This window comes from Anaerococcus sp. Marseille-P3625 (assembly GCF_900232825.1).
Taxonomy (GTDB): Bacteria; Bacillota; Clostridia; order Tissierellales; family Peptoniphilaceae; genus Anaerococcus.
In genome coordinates this window covers 779,784-799,784 of sequence record NZ_OCTP01000011.1, presented here as the reverse complement: position 1 = coordinate 799,784, position 20,001 = coordinate 779,784, and the positions used below count along the sequence as shown (strand labels likewise).

General features: G+C 32.1%; 22 protein-coding genes. 15 read left to right on the top strand and 7 right to left on the bottom strand.

The features are described 5' to 3' along the window. Position 1 precedes the first annotated feature (1 nt). From CS884_RS09025 to dnaA, 7 genes are all read right to left on the bottom strand, one after another. Positions 2 to 304 (bottom strand): STAS domain-containing protein, encoded by a 303-nt coding sequence (locus tag CS884_RS09025; RefSeq protein ID WP_099321508.1) that lies wholly within the window; start codon positions 302 to 304, stop codon positions 2 to 4. 1 nt (position 305) lies between these two features. Further along, positions 306 to 2,756: a DNA gyrase subunit A gene (gyrA, locus tag CS884_RS09020; protein WP_099321507.1), complete on the bottom strand. Its 2,451-nt coding sequence runs from the start codon at positions 2,754 to 2,756 to the stop codon at positions 306 to 308. 8 nt (positions 2,757 to 2,764) lie between these two features. Then, on the bottom strand, positions 2,765 to 4,666 hold the full coding sequence (gyrB, locus tag CS884_RS09015) for a DNA topoisomerase (ATP-hydrolyzing) subunit B (protein WP_099321506.1): 1,902 nt from the start codon (positions 4,664 to 4,666) through the stop codon (positions 2,765 to 2,767). Between the two features lie 23 nt (positions 4,667 to 4,689). Further along, positions 4,690 to 5,775, bottom strand: a complete 1,086-nt coding sequence (recF, locus tag CS884_RS09010) for a DNA replication/repair protein RecF (RefSeq protein WP_099321505.1) — start codon at positions 5,773 to 5,775, stop codon at positions 4,690 to 4,692. Beyond that, positions 5,775 to 5,981 (bottom strand): RNA-binding S4 domain-containing protein, encoded by a 207-nt coding sequence (locus CS884_RS09005; protein ID WP_099321504.1) that lies wholly within the window; start codon positions 5,979 to 5,981, stop codon positions 5,775 to 5,777. Before CS884_RS09005 ends, recF begins: the two co-directional genes overlap by 1 nt. A gap of 8 nt (positions 5,982 to 5,989) precedes the next feature. After that, positions 5,990 to 7,102, bottom strand: a complete 1,113-nt coding sequence (dnaN, locus tag CS884_RS09000) for a DNA polymerase III subunit beta (RefSeq protein ID WP_099321503.1) — start codon at positions 7,100 to 7,102, stop codon at positions 5,990 to 5,992. Positions 7,103 to 7,331: 229 nt separating this feature from the next. Further along, on the bottom strand, positions 7,332 to 8,732 hold the full coding sequence (gene dnaA / locus CS884_RS08995; RefSeq protein WP_180753325.1) for a chromosomal replication initiator protein DnaA: 1,401 nt from the start codon (positions 8,730 to 8,732) through the stop codon (positions 7,332 to 7,334). Positions 8,733 to 9,428: 696 nt separating this feature from the next. Between dnaA and rpmH the strand changes: the two genes are divergently transcribed. The 15 genes from rpmH to nuoE all read left to right on the top strand — a co-directional run bounded on the left by rpmH (position 9,429) and on the right by nuoE (position 19,994). Further along, positions 9,429 to 9,563 carry a 50S ribosomal protein L34 gene (rpmH, locus tag CS884_RS08990; protein ID WP_037326218.1) on the top strand — a complete coding sequence of 45 codons (135 nt, stop codon included), beginning with the start codon at positions 9,429 to 9,431 and terminating at the stop codon, positions 9,561 to 9,563. Between the two features lie 57 nt (positions 9,564 to 9,620). Continuing rightward, positions 9,621 to 9,971, top strand: a complete 351-nt coding sequence (rnpA, locus tag CS884_RS08985; RefSeq protein ID WP_099321502.1) for a ribonuclease P protein component — start codon at positions 9,621 to 9,623, stop codon at positions 9,969 to 9,971. Beyond that, positions 9,961 to 10,176 carry a membrane protein insertion efficiency factor YidD gene (yidD, locus tag CS884_RS08980; protein WP_099321501.1) on the top strand — a complete coding sequence of 72 codons (216 nt, stop codon included), beginning with the start codon at positions 9,961 to 9,963 and terminating at the stop codon, positions 10,174 to 10,176. The genes rnpA and yidD overlap by 11 nt, the downstream gene beginning before the upstream one ends. A 44-nt stretch (positions 10,177 to 10,220) precedes the next feature. Continuing rightward, positions 10,221 to 10,976 carry a YidC/Oxa1 family membrane protein insertase gene (locus CS884_RS08975; RefSeq protein WP_099321500.1) on the top strand — a complete coding sequence of 252 codons (756 nt, stop codon included), beginning with the start codon at positions 10,221 to 10,223 and terminating at the stop codon, positions 10,974 to 10,976. Then, a complete protein-coding gene (jag, locus tag CS884_RS08970; RefSeq protein WP_099321499.1) occupies positions 10,942 to 12,093 on the top strand; it encodes an RNA-binding cell elongation regulator Jag/EloR in 1,152 nt (383 codons plus the stop codon). The genes CS884_RS08975 and jag overlap by 35 nt, the downstream gene beginning before the upstream one ends. Before the next feature lie 195 nt (positions 12,094 to 12,288). After that, the gene (locus CS884_RS08965; RefSeq protein WP_099321498.1) at positions 12,289 to 13,419 is read left to right on the top strand and encodes an acyl-CoA dehydrogenase family protein; all 1,131 of its coding nucleotides are present in this window, start codon (positions 12,289 to 12,291) and stop codon (positions 13,417 to 13,419) included. A 16-nt stretch (positions 13,420 to 13,435) separates the two neighbouring features. Further along, positions 13,436 to 14,263: a phosphate/phosphite/phosphonate ABC transporter substrate-binding protein gene (locus CS884_RS08960; RefSeq protein ID WP_099321497.1), complete on the top strand. Its 828-nt coding sequence runs from the start codon at positions 13,436 to 13,438 to the stop codon at positions 14,261 to 14,263. Beyond that, positions 14,253 to 15,431, top strand: a complete 1,179-nt coding sequence (locus CS884_RS08955; RefSeq protein WP_099321496.1) for a cobalamin-independent methionine synthase II family protein — start codon at positions 14,253 to 14,255, stop codon at positions 15,429 to 15,431. The genes CS884_RS08960 and CS884_RS08955 overlap by 11 nt, the downstream gene beginning before the upstream one ends. Next, positions 15,421 to 15,873: an OsmC family protein gene (locus tag CS884_RS08950; protein WP_099321495.1), complete on the top strand. Its 453-nt coding sequence runs from the start codon at positions 15,421 to 15,423 to the stop codon at positions 15,871 to 15,873. Before CS884_RS08955 ends, CS884_RS08950 begins: the two co-directional genes overlap by 11 nt. A gap of 134 nt (positions 15,874 to 16,007) precedes the next feature. Further along, positions 16,008 to 16,946, top strand: a complete 939-nt coding sequence (gene moaA / locus CS884_RS08945) for a GTP 3',8-cyclase MoaA (RefSeq protein WP_099321494.1) — start codon at positions 16,008 to 16,010, stop codon at positions 16,944 to 16,946. Then, positions 16,947 to 17,435, top strand: a complete 489-nt coding sequence (moaC, locus tag CS884_RS10855) for a cyclic pyranopterin monophosphate synthase MoaC (protein ID WP_180753324.1) — start codon at positions 16,947 to 16,949, stop codon at positions 17,433 to 17,435. Further along, positions 17,416 to 17,880, top strand: a complete 465-nt coding sequence (locus CS884_RS10850; RefSeq protein WP_180753323.1) for an MOSC domain-containing protein — start codon at positions 17,416 to 17,418, stop codon at positions 17,878 to 17,880. Before moaC ends, CS884_RS10850 begins: the two co-directional genes overlap by 20 nt. Continuing rightward, positions 17,870 to 18,349 carry a MogA/MoaB family molybdenum cofactor biosynthesis protein gene (locus CS884_RS08935; RefSeq protein ID WP_099321493.1) on the top strand — a complete coding sequence of 160 codons (480 nt, stop codon included), beginning with the start codon at positions 17,870 to 17,872 and terminating at the stop codon, positions 18,347 to 18,349. Before CS884_RS10850 ends, CS884_RS08935 begins: the two co-directional genes overlap by 11 nt. 307 nt (positions 18,350 to 18,656) lie before the next feature. Further along, the gene (locus CS884_RS08930; RefSeq protein ID WP_099321492.1) at positions 18,657 to 19,493 is read left to right on the top strand and encodes a formate/nitrite transporter family protein; all 837 of its coding nucleotides are present in this window, start codon (positions 18,657 to 18,659) and stop codon (positions 19,491 to 19,493) included. Then, a complete protein-coding gene (gene nuoE / locus CS884_RS08925; protein WP_099321491.1) occupies positions 19,494 to 19,994 on the top strand; it encodes an NADH-quinone oxidoreductase subunit NuoE in 501 nt (166 codons plus the stop codon). The last annotated feature ends 7 nt before the right edge of the window (positions 19,995 to 20,001 follow it).

Genomic DNA, 20,001 nt, shown 5'->3' with positions numbered 1-20,001 from the left:
TCTACTCCATGGCAAAAAGATCAAAGAGATCTGTTATTTTAAAGAGTTTTTTGATGTTTTCTTTGCTATTTATTATCTTGACTTTTTTGTCCCTGGATTTTTGCATATTGTAGACTGTCATAAACATTCCAAGTCCTGTTGAGTCAAGATAATCTAGCTTTTCAAGGTCAAAAATTATGTCTTTATTAGCATCGATTTTTTCATCGATGAATTTTTTGAATTCTTCTTCTGAATAAACATCCAGATCCCCTGTTAAGGATATTTTTTGATAATTTTCGCAATTTTCTATTTTTGTATCAAACATTTTATTTTTCCACTTCTTCTAAGCTCGGGTCGTATTTGGTTACTGAAACGATCTTGTCATTTTCATCTGCTAGATTTTTAAGGGTTACACCCATGGTATTTCTTCCTGTTGTAGAAATATCTTTTGCTTTTATTCTTATTATATCGCCTTTTAGTGATACCATCATTATATCATCTTCAAGATCTACTGGAATTGTATCTACTACAAAGCCTGTTTTTTCTGTAACTTTGTGGCATTTTATTCCCTTTCCACCCCTGCTTTGGTTTTTGAAATTGTTAAAGGAAGTTTTTTTGCCAAAACCATTTTCTGTTACAACAAGTAGGTAGGTTTCGCTGCCCTTGATGTTCATTGCTACAACTTGATCATCTTTGTTTAGTCTTATTGCACGAACTCCACGAGCTTGACGACCCATATTTCTAACATCTTTTGTGGAAAATTGGATAGTCATTCCATTTTTGGTCGAAATTATTAGCTCTTCTTCTTTTTCTATATGGCGAGCTGATATTAATTTATCGCCCTCTTCAAGACCTATGGCAATTATTCCATTTCTTTGGATAGATTTGAAATTTTTGGCATCGGTTTTTTTGATTTTGCCATTTCTTGTTTGTAGAACTATTTGATCATCTTCTTTTAGATCTGATAGGGTCATTATTTCTGTGATTTTTTCGCCAGCATTTAATGACAAGATATTTATTATGGCTTGGCCACGGCTTGTCCTAGATCCTTCTGGGATTTCGTAGCCTTTTAGCGAATAAACTCTTCCTAAAGATGTAAAGAATAACAAATCTTCATGAGTATTGGTTGTCATTATTCTTTTGATATAGTCATCTTCTTTGGTATTTGCCGCAGATATTCCCTTGCCACCCCTATTTTGGACTCTGTAAGTATCTACAGGAAGTCTTTTTATATAACCATCATTGGTTAGGGTTATTAGTATGTCTTCTTTTTCGATCAATTCTTCTATGTCGATTTCGCCTTCATCTTTTACAATTTTGGTGCGACGCTTATCTCCATATTTTTCCTTAATCTCATTTAATTCTTCTTCTATAAGCTTAATTAGTTTTTCTTCTGAGTTTAGGATTGAAAGAAGGTAGGTAATTGTTTGTTCAAGTTCCTTATTTTCAGCGTTTAGCTTTTCAATTTCAAGACCTGATAGACGTTTTAATCTCATATCTAAGATAGCTTGAGATTGTAGGTCTGTTAGGCCAAATCTTTCTAGGAAAATTCCCTTAATTTCCGCATCGTCGTAAGAAGATCTGATGATTTTTATTATTTCATCTATATTATCAATAGCTATTATCAAGCCTTCAACTATGTGCTTACGTGCTTTGGCGCGATCTAGGTCAAATTGTGTTCTTCTGGTAACTACTTCTTTTTGATGGTCTATATAGTATTTTATTAATTCTTTTAGGGTTAAAATCTTTGGAATTCCATCAACTAAGGCAAGATTTATAATACCAAAAGTTGTTTCAAGTTGGGTGTATTTGTAAAGATTATTTAAAACTATGTTGGCGTTGTAATCACGTTTTATTTCAATTACAATGCGCATACCCTTTCTATCAGATTCATCGCGGATATCAGATATGCCATCAATTCTCTTATCTTTTACAAGATCTGCTATTTTTTCTATTAGTCTTGCCTTGTTAACTTGGTAAGGAATTTCTGTTACAATGATTCTCTCGCGATTTTTCTTAAATGGCTCAATTTTTGCAATGCCACGAAGTTTTACCTTGCCACGACCAGTTTGATAAGCTTCTCTTATACCATTTTTGCCAAGAATTTTTGCTCCTGTTGGAAAATCTGGGCCCTTTATTATTTTGTTTAAGTCTTCAATGGTAATTTCTGGATTTTTCATATAGGCAATTGATGCATCAATTGCTTCGTTAAGATTGTGAGGAGCCATATTTGTCGCCATACCAACAGCTATACCATTTGAACCATTTACCAAAAGATTTGGAAATCTTGCTGGAAGAACTGTAGGTTCTTTTTCTTCTTCATCGAAGTTTGGCATAAAATCAACTGTATCTTTGTTGATATCTCTAAGCATCTCCTTGGCGATTTTGCTCATCCTAACTTCAGTATAACGCATAGCAGCAGGATCATCGCCATCAACAGAACCAAAGTTACCTTGGCCTTGAACTAGGGGATATCTGGTTGAGAAATCTTGGGCAAGGCGAACTAGGGCATCATAAATTGCACTGTCACCATGAGGGTGATATTTACCCATTACATCGCCGACTACTCTTGCTGACTTACGGGTTGGTTTGTTTGGATCAAGTCCTAGGCCTTCCATTCCATAAAGTATACGCCTATGAACTGGTTTTAGACCATCGCGTACATCTGGTAATGCACGTGAAACTATAACGCTCATGGAATAATCTAGGTAGGACTCTTTCATTTTCTCTTCAAGATCTATAGTTATTATATTGTCATTGTTGTTAATTTCTGTCATCATTACTCCTATACGTCAATATTACTTACGTATTTGGCGTTTTCTTCTATAAATTCACGACGCGGTTCAACTTTTTCGCCCATTAGTAGGGAAAATGTATCATCAAGGCTTGTGGATTCGCTATCTTCCATTACTTGTAAAAGAACTCTATTATCAGGATTCATTGTCGTATCCCAAAGTTGCTCGGCATTCATTTCACCAAGTCCCTTGTATCTTTGAATCTTGTAAGGATTTTCTCCTACATCCTTTAAGACCATATCGCGTTCGTTATCAGAATATACATAACGTTCGCTTCTTCCTTGTGAAATTTTGTATAAAGGTGGTTGGGCAACATAAACATGGCCACCATCTATTAATTCTTTCATATATCTATAAAAGAAAGTTAGTAAAAGTGTACGAATATGAGCTCCATCGACATCGGCATCTGTCATTATGATGATTTTTCCATATCTAAGTTTTGATATATCAAAATCATTGCCAATACCTGTACCAAAAGCTGTTATCATAGCCTTTATCTCTTCGGAATTTAGAATTCTATCAAGTTTTGCTTTTTCTACATTTAGGATTTTTCCACGCAAAGGAAGTATGGCTTGAATTCTATTATCACGTCCACCTTTGGCTGAACCACCAGCTGAATTACCCTCGACTATGAAAATTTCATTTTCACTTATGTCGGTTGATTGACAATCGGCAAGTTTGCCTGGAAGAGTTGCAGAATCAAGGATTGATCTTTTTCTTGTAAGATCTCTTGCCTTTCTTGCAGCCTCTCTTGCTCTTCTTGATTGTAAGGCCTTATCTAAAATAGTCTGAGCAACTTTTGGATTTTCTTCCAAAAAACTTTCTAATTTGCTAGAGAAAAAGCTATCAACAGCTCCACGAACTTCTGAATTTCCAAGTTTCGCCTTGGTTTGTCCCTCAAATTGAGGATTTGTAATTTTGACAGAAACTATAGCTGTCATTCCCTCTCTAACATCTTCACCTTGAAGATTTTCTTCATTATCTTTGATCATTTTATATTTTCTAGCATAATCATTTATTCCACGGGTCAAAGCTGAGCGGAAACCTGATAAGTGAGTACCACCTTCTGGTGTTAGGATATTGTTGGCAAAGGTTAAAATATTTTCGTTGTAGGAATCTGTATATTGAAAGGCAATTTCTATGCCTGTTTCTTCTTGAGTGCCCAAAAAATGCGGGATTTCTGTCATTATAGAATCTTTGTTGCGGTTAAGGTATTTTACAAATTCACTAAGGCCGCCATCATATTTAAAGCTTTGAGTTGAATTATCTCTTTTATCTTCAAAAATAATTTGTACGCCTGAATTTAAAAATGCCATCTCGCGAAATCTTCTTTCTAGGGTTTTTTTGTCAAAAACTGTAGTTTCGAAAATTTCTGGATCTGCCTTAAAGCTTATAGTTGTTCCGGTTTCTTCTGTATCTCCTAGAACTTGAAGTTGGCTAGTAGCTTTTCCTCTTTCAAAGGTCATCCTATAAAGATGTCCATCTCTTTTTACATCTGCTATTAGAAATTCTGATAGGGCATTTACTACAGAAACACCAACTCCGTGAAGTCCACCAGAAAATTGGTAGGCAGATGAATCGAATTTTCCACCAGCGTGTAAAACTGTTAAAACTGTTTCAAGAGTTGATTTGTGAGTTTGTGGATGTTCTTTTACTGGAATTCCTGAACCGTCATCTTCAACTGTTACTATATTATCTTCTGAAATACTTACTTTTATATAATCACAACGACCAGCCAAAGCCTCATCTATCGAGTTATCAACAACCTCATAAACAAGGTGGTGAAGGCCTTTCTCACTTGTTGAACCTATATACATTCCTGGCCTTAGGCGAACTGGTTCTAAGCCTTCTAAGACCTTAATATTTGCTGCATCATAATTACTTTGTGTCATATTTTTCCTTTCTAAGCATAAAATTACGGTAATTTATTGTAAATTTCGCCATTTTTTATGTATCTAATAGTCGATTGATCTATCATATCCAAACTTTTGGTGTTTGTCGCTGTTATAATCGTTTGATAATCTTTTAAGTTTTTTAAGAGAAAAGCTGATCTTTTTTCATCTAGCTCTGAAAAAACATCGTCAAATAAAATGACAGATTTTTCACCTGTCACTTCCTTAATTAGCTTAACTTGGGCAAGTTTGATATTTAATATTGCTGATCTTTGCTGGCCTTGGGATCCAAAATTTTTGATTAATTTATCATTTATAGTAATTTCTATTTCATCTTTGTGGATGCCAGCCTGGGTTGTTTGATATTTTAAGTCATTTTTTCTATTTGCTAATAATTGTTGGTAATATTCTTCCTTAGAATTTGCCCTAACATCTGCCTTATAAGCTAGCCTTAATTTTTCTTTGCCAGCTGATAAATAATAGTGGTAAGAATAGGCATATTTATCCAAAAGTTTAATAATTTTTTCTCTTTTTTGATAAATCCTATAGGCAAATTTGCTAATAGACTTATCAAAAGCATCAATTTGCTCGTAAAAATAAGGGATAGATTGATTTTTTAATAGCTTATTTCTTTGAAAAATAAGCTTATCATATTCTTTTTTAATAGGTTTATAGGAAAAATCTAAACTTGTTATTATTTCATCGATTAGATCACGTCTTAGATTTGGACCTTCTTTTATAATCATCAAATCTTCTGGGGTAAAAAGCACTATAGAAAATAAAGCCCTAAGATCTTTGTTTCTATCATATTTTACTTCATTTACGTAGATATTCTTTTCTTTATCTGAAATATTTATAGATACGTGCTTAAAATACTTATCTTTTCTAATAATTCCATCAAGGCTCATCTTATCTTTTTTAAAACTTATAATATCCCTATCTCTAATTTTTTTAAAGCTTGTGGCATTGGCCAAATAATAGATGGACTCTAAAAGATTAGTTTTGCCTTGAGCATTATCTCCAAGAAAAATATTTATTCCCTTGGAAAATTCAACCCTTGCCTTATTATAATTTCTAAATGAATCTAATTTTATATTGCTAATCCACATTATATTATAGTAATTTCATAATCTTCAAAAATAATTTGATTGTTTTTGTAAAGTTTTTTGCCAGGAACAAAACAAAGCTCTCCATTTACTAAAACTCCCTGATCCTTTATAATAACTTTGCCAAGGCCACCTGATGAAACAAGATTTGTTGCCTTTAGCAAATCTTTTAGGCTTATCATTGAAGTTTCAAATTCTAATTTTTTCATAATTGCTCCTAGTTTGCTAGTCTAACTGGCAATACCAAATAGGTTAAATTTTCATCTTCGTACCTGCTATCAATTGGATAAATTAGGCAAGGATTTAAGGATGATTTGAAATTTAATTTTATCTTATCGCTATCAAAAGCTCTAACCCCTTCTTGCATATATCTTGCATTAAAGGCAATATTTAAGTTAGGACCTTCTTTTTTTACTCCTATAACTTCTTTAACATCTCCTATTTCTGAATTTGATTTTATAACCATAGCATCGTCAGTTATTTCTATACGGATTAAATTTGCTCTTCCTGGATCTGACAAAACTTGAGCACGGTCTAGGGCAGAGACCAAAGACATTTTATCGACTAGAACAGATGTATCAGATGCGTCGTTTATAATATTTCTGTAGTCTATGAAATTTTTATCAATTACTCTGCAATACATGGTAGTATTTTGGCTTTGAAATGCTAGATCATTATCAGCTTTATAGATTTTTGTAATATCATCATCAGAAATAATCCTTGACCATTCTATAAGGGATCTTTTTGGTATTATAAAACTTTGATTTTCAAAAACTGACTGATATTCAATTTTATTTTTCTTAAGTGCCACCCTATAACCATCTAAGGCAACCATAGTTAAATTTGAATCTTTTATCTCAAATAAGATTCCAGTCAAAGCAAGTTTTGTTTCATCCAAACTTGTGGCAAATTCCGTTTGAACTATAGATCTTTTTAGCTTGTCATTAGCTATTTCTATTGGATTTGTATGAGGAAGTTCTATATCTTTTTTCTCAAAATATTCAAAAGCTATAAGATTAAAGTTAGAAGATTTATTTCTAATATTAATTTTTCCATCGTTTTTTTCAATTCTTATTATCTCATCTGGAAGCTTTCTAATGATGTTGGTAAATAAATTTGCCTTAATTGCAGCCTCACCTTTTTCTATAACTTTTGCTTTTACTGAAGTTCTTATAGTTATTTCTCCATCAAAGGCTGTAAGAATTAAGATATCATTTTCTGCTTGAAAGTATATTAATTCATGTATTTGTATATTGGTATTTTTTGATACAGCTCTGTTAGCTATGTTTATAGCATTCATCAATGAGTTTTGTTTAATTTCGAATTTCATGTTTTCTCCTCATGTAATTATATATATTTAGTAGTAATAGTAGTAGGCCCTGTATAAATGTGGATAAGTTGATTTTTTATTATAAATAAGCCAAAACTTATTAAAATCATCTTGTGGATAAGTATATGATAACTTAAGGACTTATCCACATATAAATTTTGAGGAATTTTTACGAAGATAAAATTTAAATATCCACTGACTTTTCCACAAATTAATCCACATTTTGAAATTAATCGACTATAGATTTTTTAATTTTTTCTATTTCTTCTTTAAAATCACTATCTAATTCCATTTGATCTTTTATTTTATCTATACCATGCATCAAAGTCGTATGATCACGGTCAAAACTATTGGCTATAGTAACAAGCGAATCATCCAAAATATCTCTGCACAAGTACATGGCTATATGTCTTGGGCTAACAAATTCTTTTTTTCTGCTCTTGCCTGTCAAATCAGAAAGTTTGATGGAATATTTTTCGGCAACCTTTTTTTGTATATCGGAAATGTTTACGTGTTTTCTTTTGTTTAAAGACCTGGTATTAATGCCCTTACTGGCATCTTCAAGGCTAACGTAATTTCTATTATCGCCTTTTGCATAGGCTATGGCAGTTGATAAGGCTCCTTCCAAATCTCTAATATTTGTATCTATATTTTCTGCTATATAAGTTAAAATTTCTGGGTCAATATAAGCACCTAATTCATCTGATTTTTTTTGCAAAATTGCAACTCTTGTTTCAAAATCTGGCTTTTGTATATCGACAGTAATACCCCAAGAAAACCTTGATAAAAGCCTATCTTCCAAGTCTTTAATCTCCAAAGGAGGTCTATCAGATGATAAAACAATTTGTTTATCAGCATAATAAAGATCATTAAAGGTGTGGAATAATTCAGTTTGAGTTCCTTCTTTATTAGATAAAAACTGTATATCATCTATAAGAAGAATATCTGCTGAGCGGTACTTTTCTCTAAATTCTTGGTTTAGATTTTGATTTTTAACCTTACTTGTAGGCTGAATGCTTGCAATTAACTCGTTTGTAAAACGCTCACTTGAAATATACATAACATACAAATCATCGCGAGCCTCCAAAATTTTGTGGGCTATAGCCTGCATTAAGTGTGTTTTGCCAAGGCCTGATGCTCCATAAATAAACAAGGGATTATAAATTTTTGTAGAATCTCCATTTATAATATTTTGGGTAACAGCACTTGCAATTGCCAGAGCGTACTGGTTGGATTTACCTTGGATAAAATTTTCAAAAGTATAATTCCTATCCAAAAGTGGTTTAGGAAAATCATTTACCTCTTTTATTTTCATCTGCCCGTCACTATCATAATCCTTGCCCAAAGCTAGTATTTTATTGTAACTATAGGAATCTCTAGCAACTACTACGACCTTGTAAGTAAGACCCTTATCCTTAGTAATCTTATCCATAGCCTCTTGCAAAGAAGAAATCCAAATCTTCTCGTAAATGAACATCATATTAGACTTAGGTATTTCAAGATATAGGGTATTTTCAAAAAAATTAATAGGTTTTAAAATATCTATCCAAGTATAATATTGACTCTCATCTGGAATATTCATTTTCATTTCATTTTTTAATTCACTGGTAATGTATTCTAAATTAATCATTGTAAGCCTTTCTTAAGAAAAATCTTTCCACAAGAATAAACACTTATATTATAAGCTTTAAAAGTAAAAAAATAAGTTTTCCACTAATGTGGATTAAATTGTGGATAACTTTTGTTTTTTAAAAATAATTCCCGAAAATTAAGGATTAAAGCAAATAAAAAAATTTAAAAAGTTTATTTTTCTATATTTTATCCACAATTATTATCTAATGAAAATAGGAATTTAGCTTTTCCTTATACTTTTACACAAGAAATTATACTATAAATCAGAGTTTTTAACAACTTATCCACAAGCTGTGAATAAGTTTTGGGAAAACTTATAATTTTATAAATATTTTGGCAAATAATTTGTGTATATGTGGATAAGTTTGTGTATTTATTTATCTTTTTTATAAATTTTTTATAGATTCCTATGTTTTAGCTATTCAAAAAAATCTTTACTCATAAAAACTAATTTTTTTTCATGTGAAAAAATCTTAATTTTTTGTTGATAAGAATTTTTCTTAAAAAAGATATGCACATTGAAAATTTATAAGTAAATCCATAAAATTCTTGAATAAATATTAGGATAATCTCTGAAAATTTATACAAGAAATAAAAATCAAATAAAAAATTTCAAATATAACAAAATATCTTGACAGAATAGCTATTTCTACATATAATAATATGAGTCAAAATTTTATGAGGAGGTGTAAGTATGAAAAGAACCTATCAACCAAATAGAAGAAAAAGATCAAAAGATCATGGCTTTAGAAAAAGAATGTCTAGCCCAGGCGGAAGACGTGTTTTAAAAGCAAGACGTAAAAAAAATAGAAAAAGATTATCCGCTTAATTTCTAGGATTTTCTTTTTCTACAAAGAGCGTTACTTTTAATAGAATTAGGACATAGATGGAAAAGAAAATAAGTTTAAGAAAAGATACTGACTTTCAGAGAGTTTACAAAAAAAACGATGCTTTTTTTAATAGAGACTTCACAGTACTTATAAAAAATAATGGATTAAATCATCCAAGATTTGGCTTTTCTATAGGAAAAAAAGTCGGCAAGGCCAATCAAAGAAATTTCCTAAAGAGAAGACTTAGAGATATAGTTAGAAATAATTATAAAAATCTCAATGGAGTTGACATAGTAATTATTCCCAAAAAGCATCTTACAGACTTTGACTACCAAAAATTAAAAAAATCTCTAGGTCATGTTTTAAGCATAGCATTTAAGAAGAATAAGATTTTTTATGTTAAATAAAATTTTTATCAAAATCATCATATTTTATCGAAAATTTATTTCTCCACAATTGGGATTGGGAAAATGCAAATATCATCCAACCTGTAGTTCGTATGCCATTGAGTGCTTTAGACGCTACGGATTTGTAAAAGCATTTTTTAAGTCTTTGTGGAGAATTTTAAGGTGCAATCCTTTTTCCAAAGGTGGATATGATCCAGTAAAATAATCCTTTAGTCCTACTTATAGCTTAGAAAAAATTATGGAGTTATTATGTTAAATTTTATAGCTAGCCTATTAGGAAAACTAATGAGATGGATTTATGATTCTTTGGCTAATTCAGCAACTGAGCCAGAAAGCATAAGTTTTTATGCCATTGCAATCATTATAATGACAATTCTTGTTACCCTAATAGCAGTACCTGTTACAATTTCTCAGCAAAAACAAGCTGAAAATACTCAAAGAATAAAACCAAAAATGGATGAAATACAAAAAAAATTCTCCTACGACCCACAGATTATGCAAAAGAAAATGCAAGAACTTTACAAAGAAGAAGGAGTAAATCCTGGTATTTCATCATGTTTGGGAATGATTTTTCAAATTTTAGTACTCTTTGCCTTATTTAGAGTTATGAACGATACAAAGACTTTTGTATTTCCTGAAGGAATTGAAAGCATTAGAAAAGATTTTTATTGGATAAGCGATCTTACAAAAGCAGATCCACTTTGGTATGGACTTCCCCTACTAACAAGTTTATCTCAATTTGCTGTAACCCTTTTCTCAATGAAAACTAATCCGCAAATGAATGAAGGACCTATGGCAAGCATGAATAAGACAATGCTTTTCTTGCCATTAGTATTTTTCCTAACTTTCCGTAGCCTACCAGCTGGTTTGCCACTTTATTATACCTTAAGCTCAGTGATGAGACTTATAATTATGGTGATAATGCATCTTGTAAATCCAAAAAATAAAGAAATAGAAATTAGAGGAGAAAATGAGAAAATCAATAATAAAACAAGCAAAAAATAAAGAAGAAGCTGTAGAACTTGCCCTTAATGAAATAGGTAAAAATAGATCTGAAGTAGAAATAGAAGTAATAGAAGAAGGCTCAGCTGGATTTCTTGGTCTTGGAAGCAAAGATGCTATCATTCGTGTAACTTATGACGAAGACTTAGACGATACACTATTTGATTTTGAAGAAGAAATAAAAAGAGATAGCCTAAATTCCAAAGAATATAAAGAAGATTACGATATAGAATCTAGAAAAAAATACTACCAAGAAAAGGCCGATGCCCTATACGAAAAAGAAGATAATAAGGATTATCAAATAGAAGATAGCAGCGAAGCTATCCAAAAACAAGGCGAAGAATTTGTAGAATCAATTGAAGAAATAAAAGAAAAAGAAGAAAATCTTGGAAACTTTGAAAGACTTGAAAAAATAAATTCTTACCAAGAAAATTCAACAAATGAAAGCATAATCGAAAAAGATCTAACAAGCGATTTGGATAAAAGCATAGAAAAAATTGAAAATGATGGCTACCAGATAAAAAGAAATGAAATGCCAGATTTTTCAACAGCTGAAAATACAGAAGAAGAAAATGCAAAAGATTTTCCATTAGAAGATCTTAAAGACGACCAAGAAGCAAAAAACATCTCCTTAGAGAAAAAACAAACCGACATAGACAAATACTACAAGGCCAAAGAATTCTTAGAAGAACTTTTAAAACAAATGCACTTTGAAAATGCAAGCGTCTATGGCAACCTTGAAGGATCAATAATAAAACTTGATGTAAAAGTTGAAGAAAATGACACAGGAATTGCCATAGGAAAAGCTGGAAGCACCCTTGATGCAATTGAACTTTTGATAAGAAAATCAATAGACTCAAGAGCCAACAACCTAAGAGTAAATGTAGATATCAACAACTACAAAAAACGTCGTGACGACAAAATTAGAGAACTTGCAAATGATACAGCAAGAAAAGTTCAAAGAAGCCGCAAATCATGGAATCTAAAATATATGAATTCCTACGAAAGACGCCTAGCTCACGAAGAAATTAGCAAATTTACAAACGTAACAAGCCACTCCGAGGGCGTAGAACCAAAAAGATATGTAGTAGTAGAATATAAAGACGAAGATGAAGAATAAAAAACAATCCCAACTGCAAAAGCGGTTGGGTATTTTTTTGCAATAAATTACTATATAAAGATTTGATCTTTCACAAAGATAAATATCCACTTTTAAACAAATAAAAAAATAAAATATAAATAAAAAATTTCTGGACAAGATTAGAAATGGCTGTTATGATAATTATGTAAAATATTTTTTTATAGGAGGAAAAATATGAACTTTTACGAACAAGCAAAACAATTTGCTAAAGAACACATTGAACCATTCAATCGCATGACTGATGAAGAGGGAAAATTCCCTGCTGAATCTTTCAAAGCTATGGGAGAAGCTGGTTATTTTAAACTTCTTATCCCAGAAGAATTAGGCGGCTTAGGAAAAACTGCAGTAGAGCACCAACAAGCAGTTTTAGCTTTTGCTGAATCTAATCCAACAGCTGGTCTTTGCTACATGATGCACAATGTTGCATTGATGACAGTTCTTACAAACGGTAATGACGAATTAAAGAAAAAAGTTGTAGATGATATTGTTAACAACAACAAATTCATGGCACTAGCTTATTCTGAATTTGGAACTGGAACACATTTTTATATTCCAGAAGTTAAAGTAACTAATAACAACGATGGAACTTATACTTTTAACGGTGTAAAATCAATGGTTACAAGTGCTTTAAACGCTAGCTATTATCTAATCTTAACTCCAGCTACAGAAAAAGAAGGAGCTATCAACAACTGGTTAGTTCCACTTGAATCTGAAGGCTTAGAATTTAAGACGGAACATTGGAAAGGCATAGGCATGAAGGGTAACGTATCTTGCCCAATGCAATTAAATGATGTTAAACTTGATGAAGTTAACAAAATCGGCGAAGAAGGATCAGGTCAAGATCAAGTATTTAACGTAGTAGCTCCATATTTCATTCTTGGACTTGCAAGCGTTTATACAGGACTAAACTTAAGATTATCATCTGTTACTAACCACTATGCACTAAATAGAAAATATCCTGATGGAAGAAATCTTGCAAATATAGAAACAGTTCAAATTCACTTGGCAACAATCTATAAAAATGCTATGAGCTCAAAGGCTCTAACAGAACTTGCTGCAAGAAGTTTAGTAGATGGCGAAGCTGATGCAGTTGCTAAGATTATAGCTGCAAGAATTGCTGCAATCGACAATGCAATTTCTTCATCAACGCTTGCAATGAGAGTTGGCGGTGGAAAGACCTACAACAAAGCAAGCGAAATCGAAAGATTAATGAGAGATGCTTATGCAGGACAAATCATGGCTCCATCATTGGACGTATTAAATGTATGGCTAGGCAAAGCTATCACAGGTCAACCACTTTTATAATAAAGAAAGGATACTAATGAATAAATTAAAGGTAGGAGCAGTTATTTATGCTCCTAGAGTTACAGTTATTTGGGAATTGATTGAGAAGTTTTATAAGGAAAATGGAGCAGAAATTGAGCCTGTTTTCTTTAAGGATTACAAATTACAAGTAGATGCTCTTATCAACAAAGATATAGATGTAGCTTGGAATTCTCCACTTGCCCAATTAGATGCAAGACTTAGAACTGATAAAAAAGAAAAAATCGGCTGCATGAGAGATACAGATAGGGATAGAAGAACTTATCTAGTTGTAAAAAAAGATAGATTTAAAGAAATTTCTGATCTAAAAGGCAAAACCATAGGCTTTGGCGCAATAGACTCTCCTCAAGCAAGACTTATTCCAATTAATCATCTCCACAAAAATGGTCTTGAATTTGGCAAAGATTACGAAGAAAAAAGATTTGACATAGGCGTTGGTCTTCACGGAGATCACGTTGGTGGAGAACTTGATAGCATGAAAGCTTTGCTAAATGACGAAGTTGATGCAACATTTTGCTTAGATCTAAATTACGATGCTTGGATTGCCGATGGAACAATTGACAAAAACGCTGTAGAAGTTTTAGATAAGACAGATTATTTTGACCATTGTGTATTTACCTTTAATCCAGAAGTTTCCGATGAAGATATCAAAGCTTTTGATGAAATCATGATGAGAATGGATTACAACAAAAAAGAAGATAAGGAAATAATGGATCTTGAAGGTCTTACAAAATGGGTTGATGGAAGATATGATGGCTTTAAGCAAATTACAGAAGCTAATGAATATTTAGGAAATTTCCTAGAAGGTTTCAATAGTGCAAACTAAGCTTTTTAAAACATCACTTATAGGATCAATGCCTAGGGGCAAGGAAATTCTCCTTGCTCGTAGGAAATTATCCGCCAACCTTATCGATAAGGCATCTTATGAAAAACTTGTTAGCGAAAAAACCAAGGAAGTTGTAAGGCTTCAAGAAGATTTGGATATTGATATAATTACCAGCGGCGAAATAGCACGTGATAATTACGTTTCCTTTATCTCAGAAAAATTAGGGGGCGTAAGCCAAATGTCCATGGCTGAAATGCTCGATTATGTGGATGACAAAAGAGAGTTTGAAAACATACTTACAACTCTTGATGTACCAGCAAGTTCAATAAAAAATGCCATTTGTACAGGAAAACTTGTCTACAAGGGCGATATTGTCGCAAATGAATTAAAACTTTTAAAATCTTTGACCGATAGAAAAGTAAAAATCACCATGCCTGGTCCTTATCTTGTAACCAGAAGTATGTGGCTTGCCAATGTAAGCTCCAAATACTACGATAGCAAAGAAGATCTTGGCGAAGATGTAATAAAAATTTTCAAAGAAGAAATCAAAAACCTTCAAGAAATTGGCGTAGATGTAATTCAATTTGACGAACCAGTCCTAACAGAAATTGTTTTTACTGAAGGTAGACCAAGAACATTCATGTGTGCATCCTTATCCCAAAGAAAAGATCCTACAGAAGAATTAAAATTTGCAAGTCATCTTATAAAAAGTGTCATGGATGGGATTGACAGATCAAAATCTATAGCTTCCATGCACGTTTGCCGAGGCAATTGGTCCAAAAACGAAAGCATACTTCTAGAAGGTCCTTACACTCCTTTGCTAGATTTATTTGCTAATATTAAGGCAGACCTATTGGCTCTAGAATTTTCTACCCCAAGAGCTGGAGAATTAAAATTACTTTTATCAGATGATAGAATTAGAAATAAAATAAAATTAGGGCTAGGAGTTATAAATCCTAGATTTGATGCAAAAGAAGATAGCAATGTTATCTATGAAAGAGCCAAAGAAGCCCTAACATTTATAGACAAAGAAAATTTGTGGCTAAATCCTGACTGTGGATTTGCAACATTTTCTAATAGACCTGTAAATGAATACGAAAATATCAAAAAGAAGTTAGAGTCCATGATAGAAGCTCGCGACAAATTAAGAGAAGAATATGACAGATGATATAAATTTTTTTAATAAAAATTATAGGGCAGTAGTTAGAGATGATTTGGTCAAAATTTACAACGAAAAATCATCAATTGCTGTAGATTCCCCCATTTCCTTTGATTCGGAAAAAGAAGAATTTACATCAATAGACTATCTAATATCTGCCATAACTTCAGAAATCATCCTAACCATGAAAAGGCAGGCCGAAAAACACCAGCAAGTCCTCCAAGACATAGAAGCAAAAGTAAACCTTACAATAAAAAATCCAATGTACTTGCTAAATGTAATTGGCTTTGATGAAAAAGCCCTAATAGATGAAATAAATATAGATATTTATTTCTTTTCATTTTTAGAAGGAGACGATTTGTGTGAATTTCTACAAGAAGTTTTGGATAAAACTCTAATTTACAACACTTTTAAGGATAAAATAAAAGTTAATTTTAAGATAGTTTTATAAAATGGAACCCAATATTGGGTTCTATTTTTTTGGGAAAATCTTCCCAAAATTTGCCGGCAATTTTTTATATAGTCCATAATCTGTTATAATAATTAGGTAGAAGAAAACTCTTAATTTTAGATAGGGATGATTTAATGAAAGATCAATTTAATAGAGAAATTTCTTATCTTAGAATATCAGTCACAGATAGGTGCAACTTTCGATGCAAATATTGCATGGGTGAAGAAGGCATCAAATTACTTGACCATAAGGATATTTTAACTTTTGAAGAAATTTATGAAATAGTTCAAATCATGACGGATTTGGGCGTAAAAAAAGTAAGAATTACTGGCGGCGAGCCTTTTGTAAGAAAAAATATAATGAATCTTATAGAAAAAATCGCATCTATTAAAGCCTTAGAAGATATTGGAATTACAACTAATGGCTCCTTGATTTACGATAAACTCGAACGCTTGAAGGAAATTGGAGTAAATAGGATTAATTTTTCCCTAGATACTTTAAAAGAAGATAAATTTAAGAAAATTACTAAAAGCTGCGATTTTGACAAAACCATAAGATCCTTAGAAAAAGCTCTGGACTTAGGATTTAAGGTAAAAATAAATACAGTTTTGATCAAGGGATTTAACGAAGATGAGATAGATTCTTTTATAAATTTGACCAAAGATAGAGATATAGAAGTTAGGTTTATTGAGCTAATGCCAATTGGCCAGGCCAAAGATTTTGATAAAGAAAATTTCATGGGAAACCAGGATATTTTAAAAGCCTATTCCTATAAAGATTTAGGATATAAGGGAGTGGCTAGAAATTATCAAATTGACGGTTACAAGGGAAAAATTGGCCTTATTTCACCTTTAAGCAATAAGTTTTGCAAAGATTGCAACAAGATAAGACTAACTTCAGATGGCAAATTAAAAGCTTGTCTACATTCGGCAGATGAAATTAATATAAAGGGCCTATCAAAAGAAGAAAAAAAAGAGCAAATTATAAGGGCGATTTATAATAAACCCCAAAAGCACCAGCTAGAAAATTCTACTTCTGCTAGTTTAAGAAATATGAATTCTATTGGAGGATAAATGGACAAATTTTCACATTTAGACGAAAATGGCAAGGCAAAAATGGTAGATGTATCGGAAAAATCCATAAGCCACAGACAAGCCGTAGCCTACGGGAAAGTTTTACTTAACGAAAAAACTTATGAAATGGTAAAAAATAGCCAAATAAAAAAGGGCGATGTCCTTACCGTTGCAAAAGTCGCAGGAATAATGGCTGCCAAAAACACATCTAGGGCCATTCCTATGTGCCATCCCATAAATTTAACTGCCATAGACATAGAATTTAAGATGAATGATAAGCAAAATTTCATAGAAATTTTTGCAACTTGCAAGGTAGATGAAAAAACTGGAGTGGAAATGGAAGCACTCTCTGCTGTAAGTCTTGCAGCTTTAACCATTTATGATATGTGCAAGGCTCTTCAAAGAGATATAGAAATCACGAATATAAAATTATTAAAAAAGTCAGGTGGAAAAAGTGGAACATTCACAAATGAAAGTAATTTCAGTTAATATAAGCAAGGAAAAGGGAACTATAAAAACTCCCGTAGAAAAAATCCAATTAAAAATTGACCATGGAATAATTGGCGATGCCCATGCAGGCAATTGGCATAGGCAAGTTTCTCTTTTGGCAGAAGAATCACTTAAAAAAATGCAAAAAAAATTACCCAGCCTAAAGCCTGGAGATTTTGCAGAAAATATAATGACCCAAGGAATTGACCTTCACCATTTGCCAATTGGAACAAGGCTTGTAATTGGAGCTTGTGAACTTGAAGTCACTCAAATTGGCAAAGTTTGCCACAAGGGTTGTGAAATTAGAAATATAATTGGCGAATGCATAATGCCAAGCGAGGGAATTTTTACCATAGTAAAAAAAGAAGGCTACATTTATCCAGGCGATCAAATTTCTATAAAAGAAATCCCTAAAGAAAATTTGGAGGATAAAAATGAACTTTAGTGCGGCAGTTTTGGTAAGCTCAGATAGGGCAGCTGCTGGAATTTACGAAGATAAAAGCGGGAAAATTCTAGTAGATCTCTTAAAAGAAATGGGCTTTGAAGTAAAAAAATACCAAGTAATAGCTGATGATTACGAGGAAATAAAAAATAAATTAATAGAATATGCCGATGAAAAAATTTCCCTCATTCTAACAAGCGGTGGAACTGGATTTTCCAAAAGAGATTTTACAGCCGATGCGAGCTTAGAAGTTATCGAAAAACAAACTCCTGGAATTACAGAAGCTATGAGATATGAGGGCGGGAAAATCACTCCTCTTGCCTATTTATCAAGAGCTGTAGCTGGTATAAGAGGAGAAAGCCTTATAATAAATTTCCCAGGATCTGCTAAAGCCTGTACGGAAAATTTTGAAATAATAAGACCTTTTTTAATTCATGCTCTTGAAACCATAATTGGTATTGATAATCATTAGTATTTATAAAAATACAATTTCGATAAGCTTATTAATTTAAGCTTATTTTTTTATCTAAAATATTAATAAATCAAGGGCTAAAAAAATTATTTGTCTGATAACTTTCAAAAAATTTCAAGAAAATACTTTATTAAAAAATGATTTCCTAGTTAGATAAATTTTTGTCAAGTAATATTGACTATACTGCCATTTTCACTCTCATTGACAAAGTCGGGAAAAAGTTTTATTATATTAGTGTGTAAGTATTTGATTTTATATTTTTAAATTGAATATTTATGTATATCTTATGTTAAATAAAGGAGGAGATATGCAAGAGATTTTAAGTCCAGATAAAATCTTGGACAAGGTAAGTGATGTTTATGTTGGCAAGGCACGCGCAAGTAGCAAAAAACTTTTTATACTTTCTTTTATTGCTGGGGTGTTTATAGCTTTTGCGGCAGGCGGTTCAACCTTTGCATCTTTTAATTTACTTGCAGGCAAAGAAAGCTTAGGAATTGGAAAGCTTATCCAAGGCTTAACCTTTACTCCAGGCCTAATATTTGTACTTATTGGAGGAGCTGAACTTTTTACCGGTAATAACCTTATGGTAATTTCAGTTTTGGACAAAAAAATAAGTATAAAAGAATTATTGAGAGCTTGGGGCATAGTTTATATTGGCAATTTTATTGGTTCAGTATTTTTTGCATTTTTGATGCTAAAATCTGGTCAATGGAATAGTGGAGCAAGCGAACTTGGAGCCAGAGTAATCTTAATTGCAAATTCTAAGGTGAATTTAGGATTTTCTCAAGCTCTTATTTTAGGAATTGCTTGTAACTGGTTAGTTTGCCTAGCAGTTTGGATGTCTTTTGGATCTGATAGCCAAGTTGGCAAGATGCTTTGTGCATTTTTCCCGGTTATGCTATTTGTTCTTTCAGGTTTTGAGCATAGTATTGCAAATATGTATTACATACCTGCAGGAATTTTGGCAAAATCTATACCAGAATATGTTGCTGCAACAGGTCTTGATCAAGCAGCTCTAAATGGCTTAAATTGGGGAAGTTTTCTAGGTCACAATCTACTTCCAGTAACCCTTGGTAATATCATCGGTGGTGGAATATTTGTAGGATTAGGATATTGGTTAGCTTATAGAAAAAGAGGAAATTAAATGAAAACAATTAGAGGAAATTTTGCTTTCGACAAGGAAGCAAACAAAGAAAAGATAGAAGAAATTAAAAATTTCATAGAAAAAAATAAAGATAGAAAAGGTCCTTTGATGCCAGTTTTGCAAGAGGCACAAAATATATTTGGTTATTTGCCAGATGAAATTATGACCCTAATTTCAAATAGACTAAATATACCACTTGCAGAAGTTTATGGTGTAGCAACTTTCTATTCACAATTTACCTTTATTCCAAAGGGAAAAACTGATATTCACATCTGTCTTGGAACAGCATGCTATGTAAAAGGAGCTGCCGATATTTTAAATGAATTTGAAACTCGCCTTGGCATAAAAAAAGGAGAAACTACTCCTGATGGCAAGTTTTCTATATCAGAAACTAGATGTCTTGGAAACTGTGGAGCTGCTCCAGTAGTTGAAATAAATGGCGAACAGGTCGAACACTTTACAAAAAAAGATGTCTTAAAAGTTTTGGAAAATAACAAGTAGGTGAATT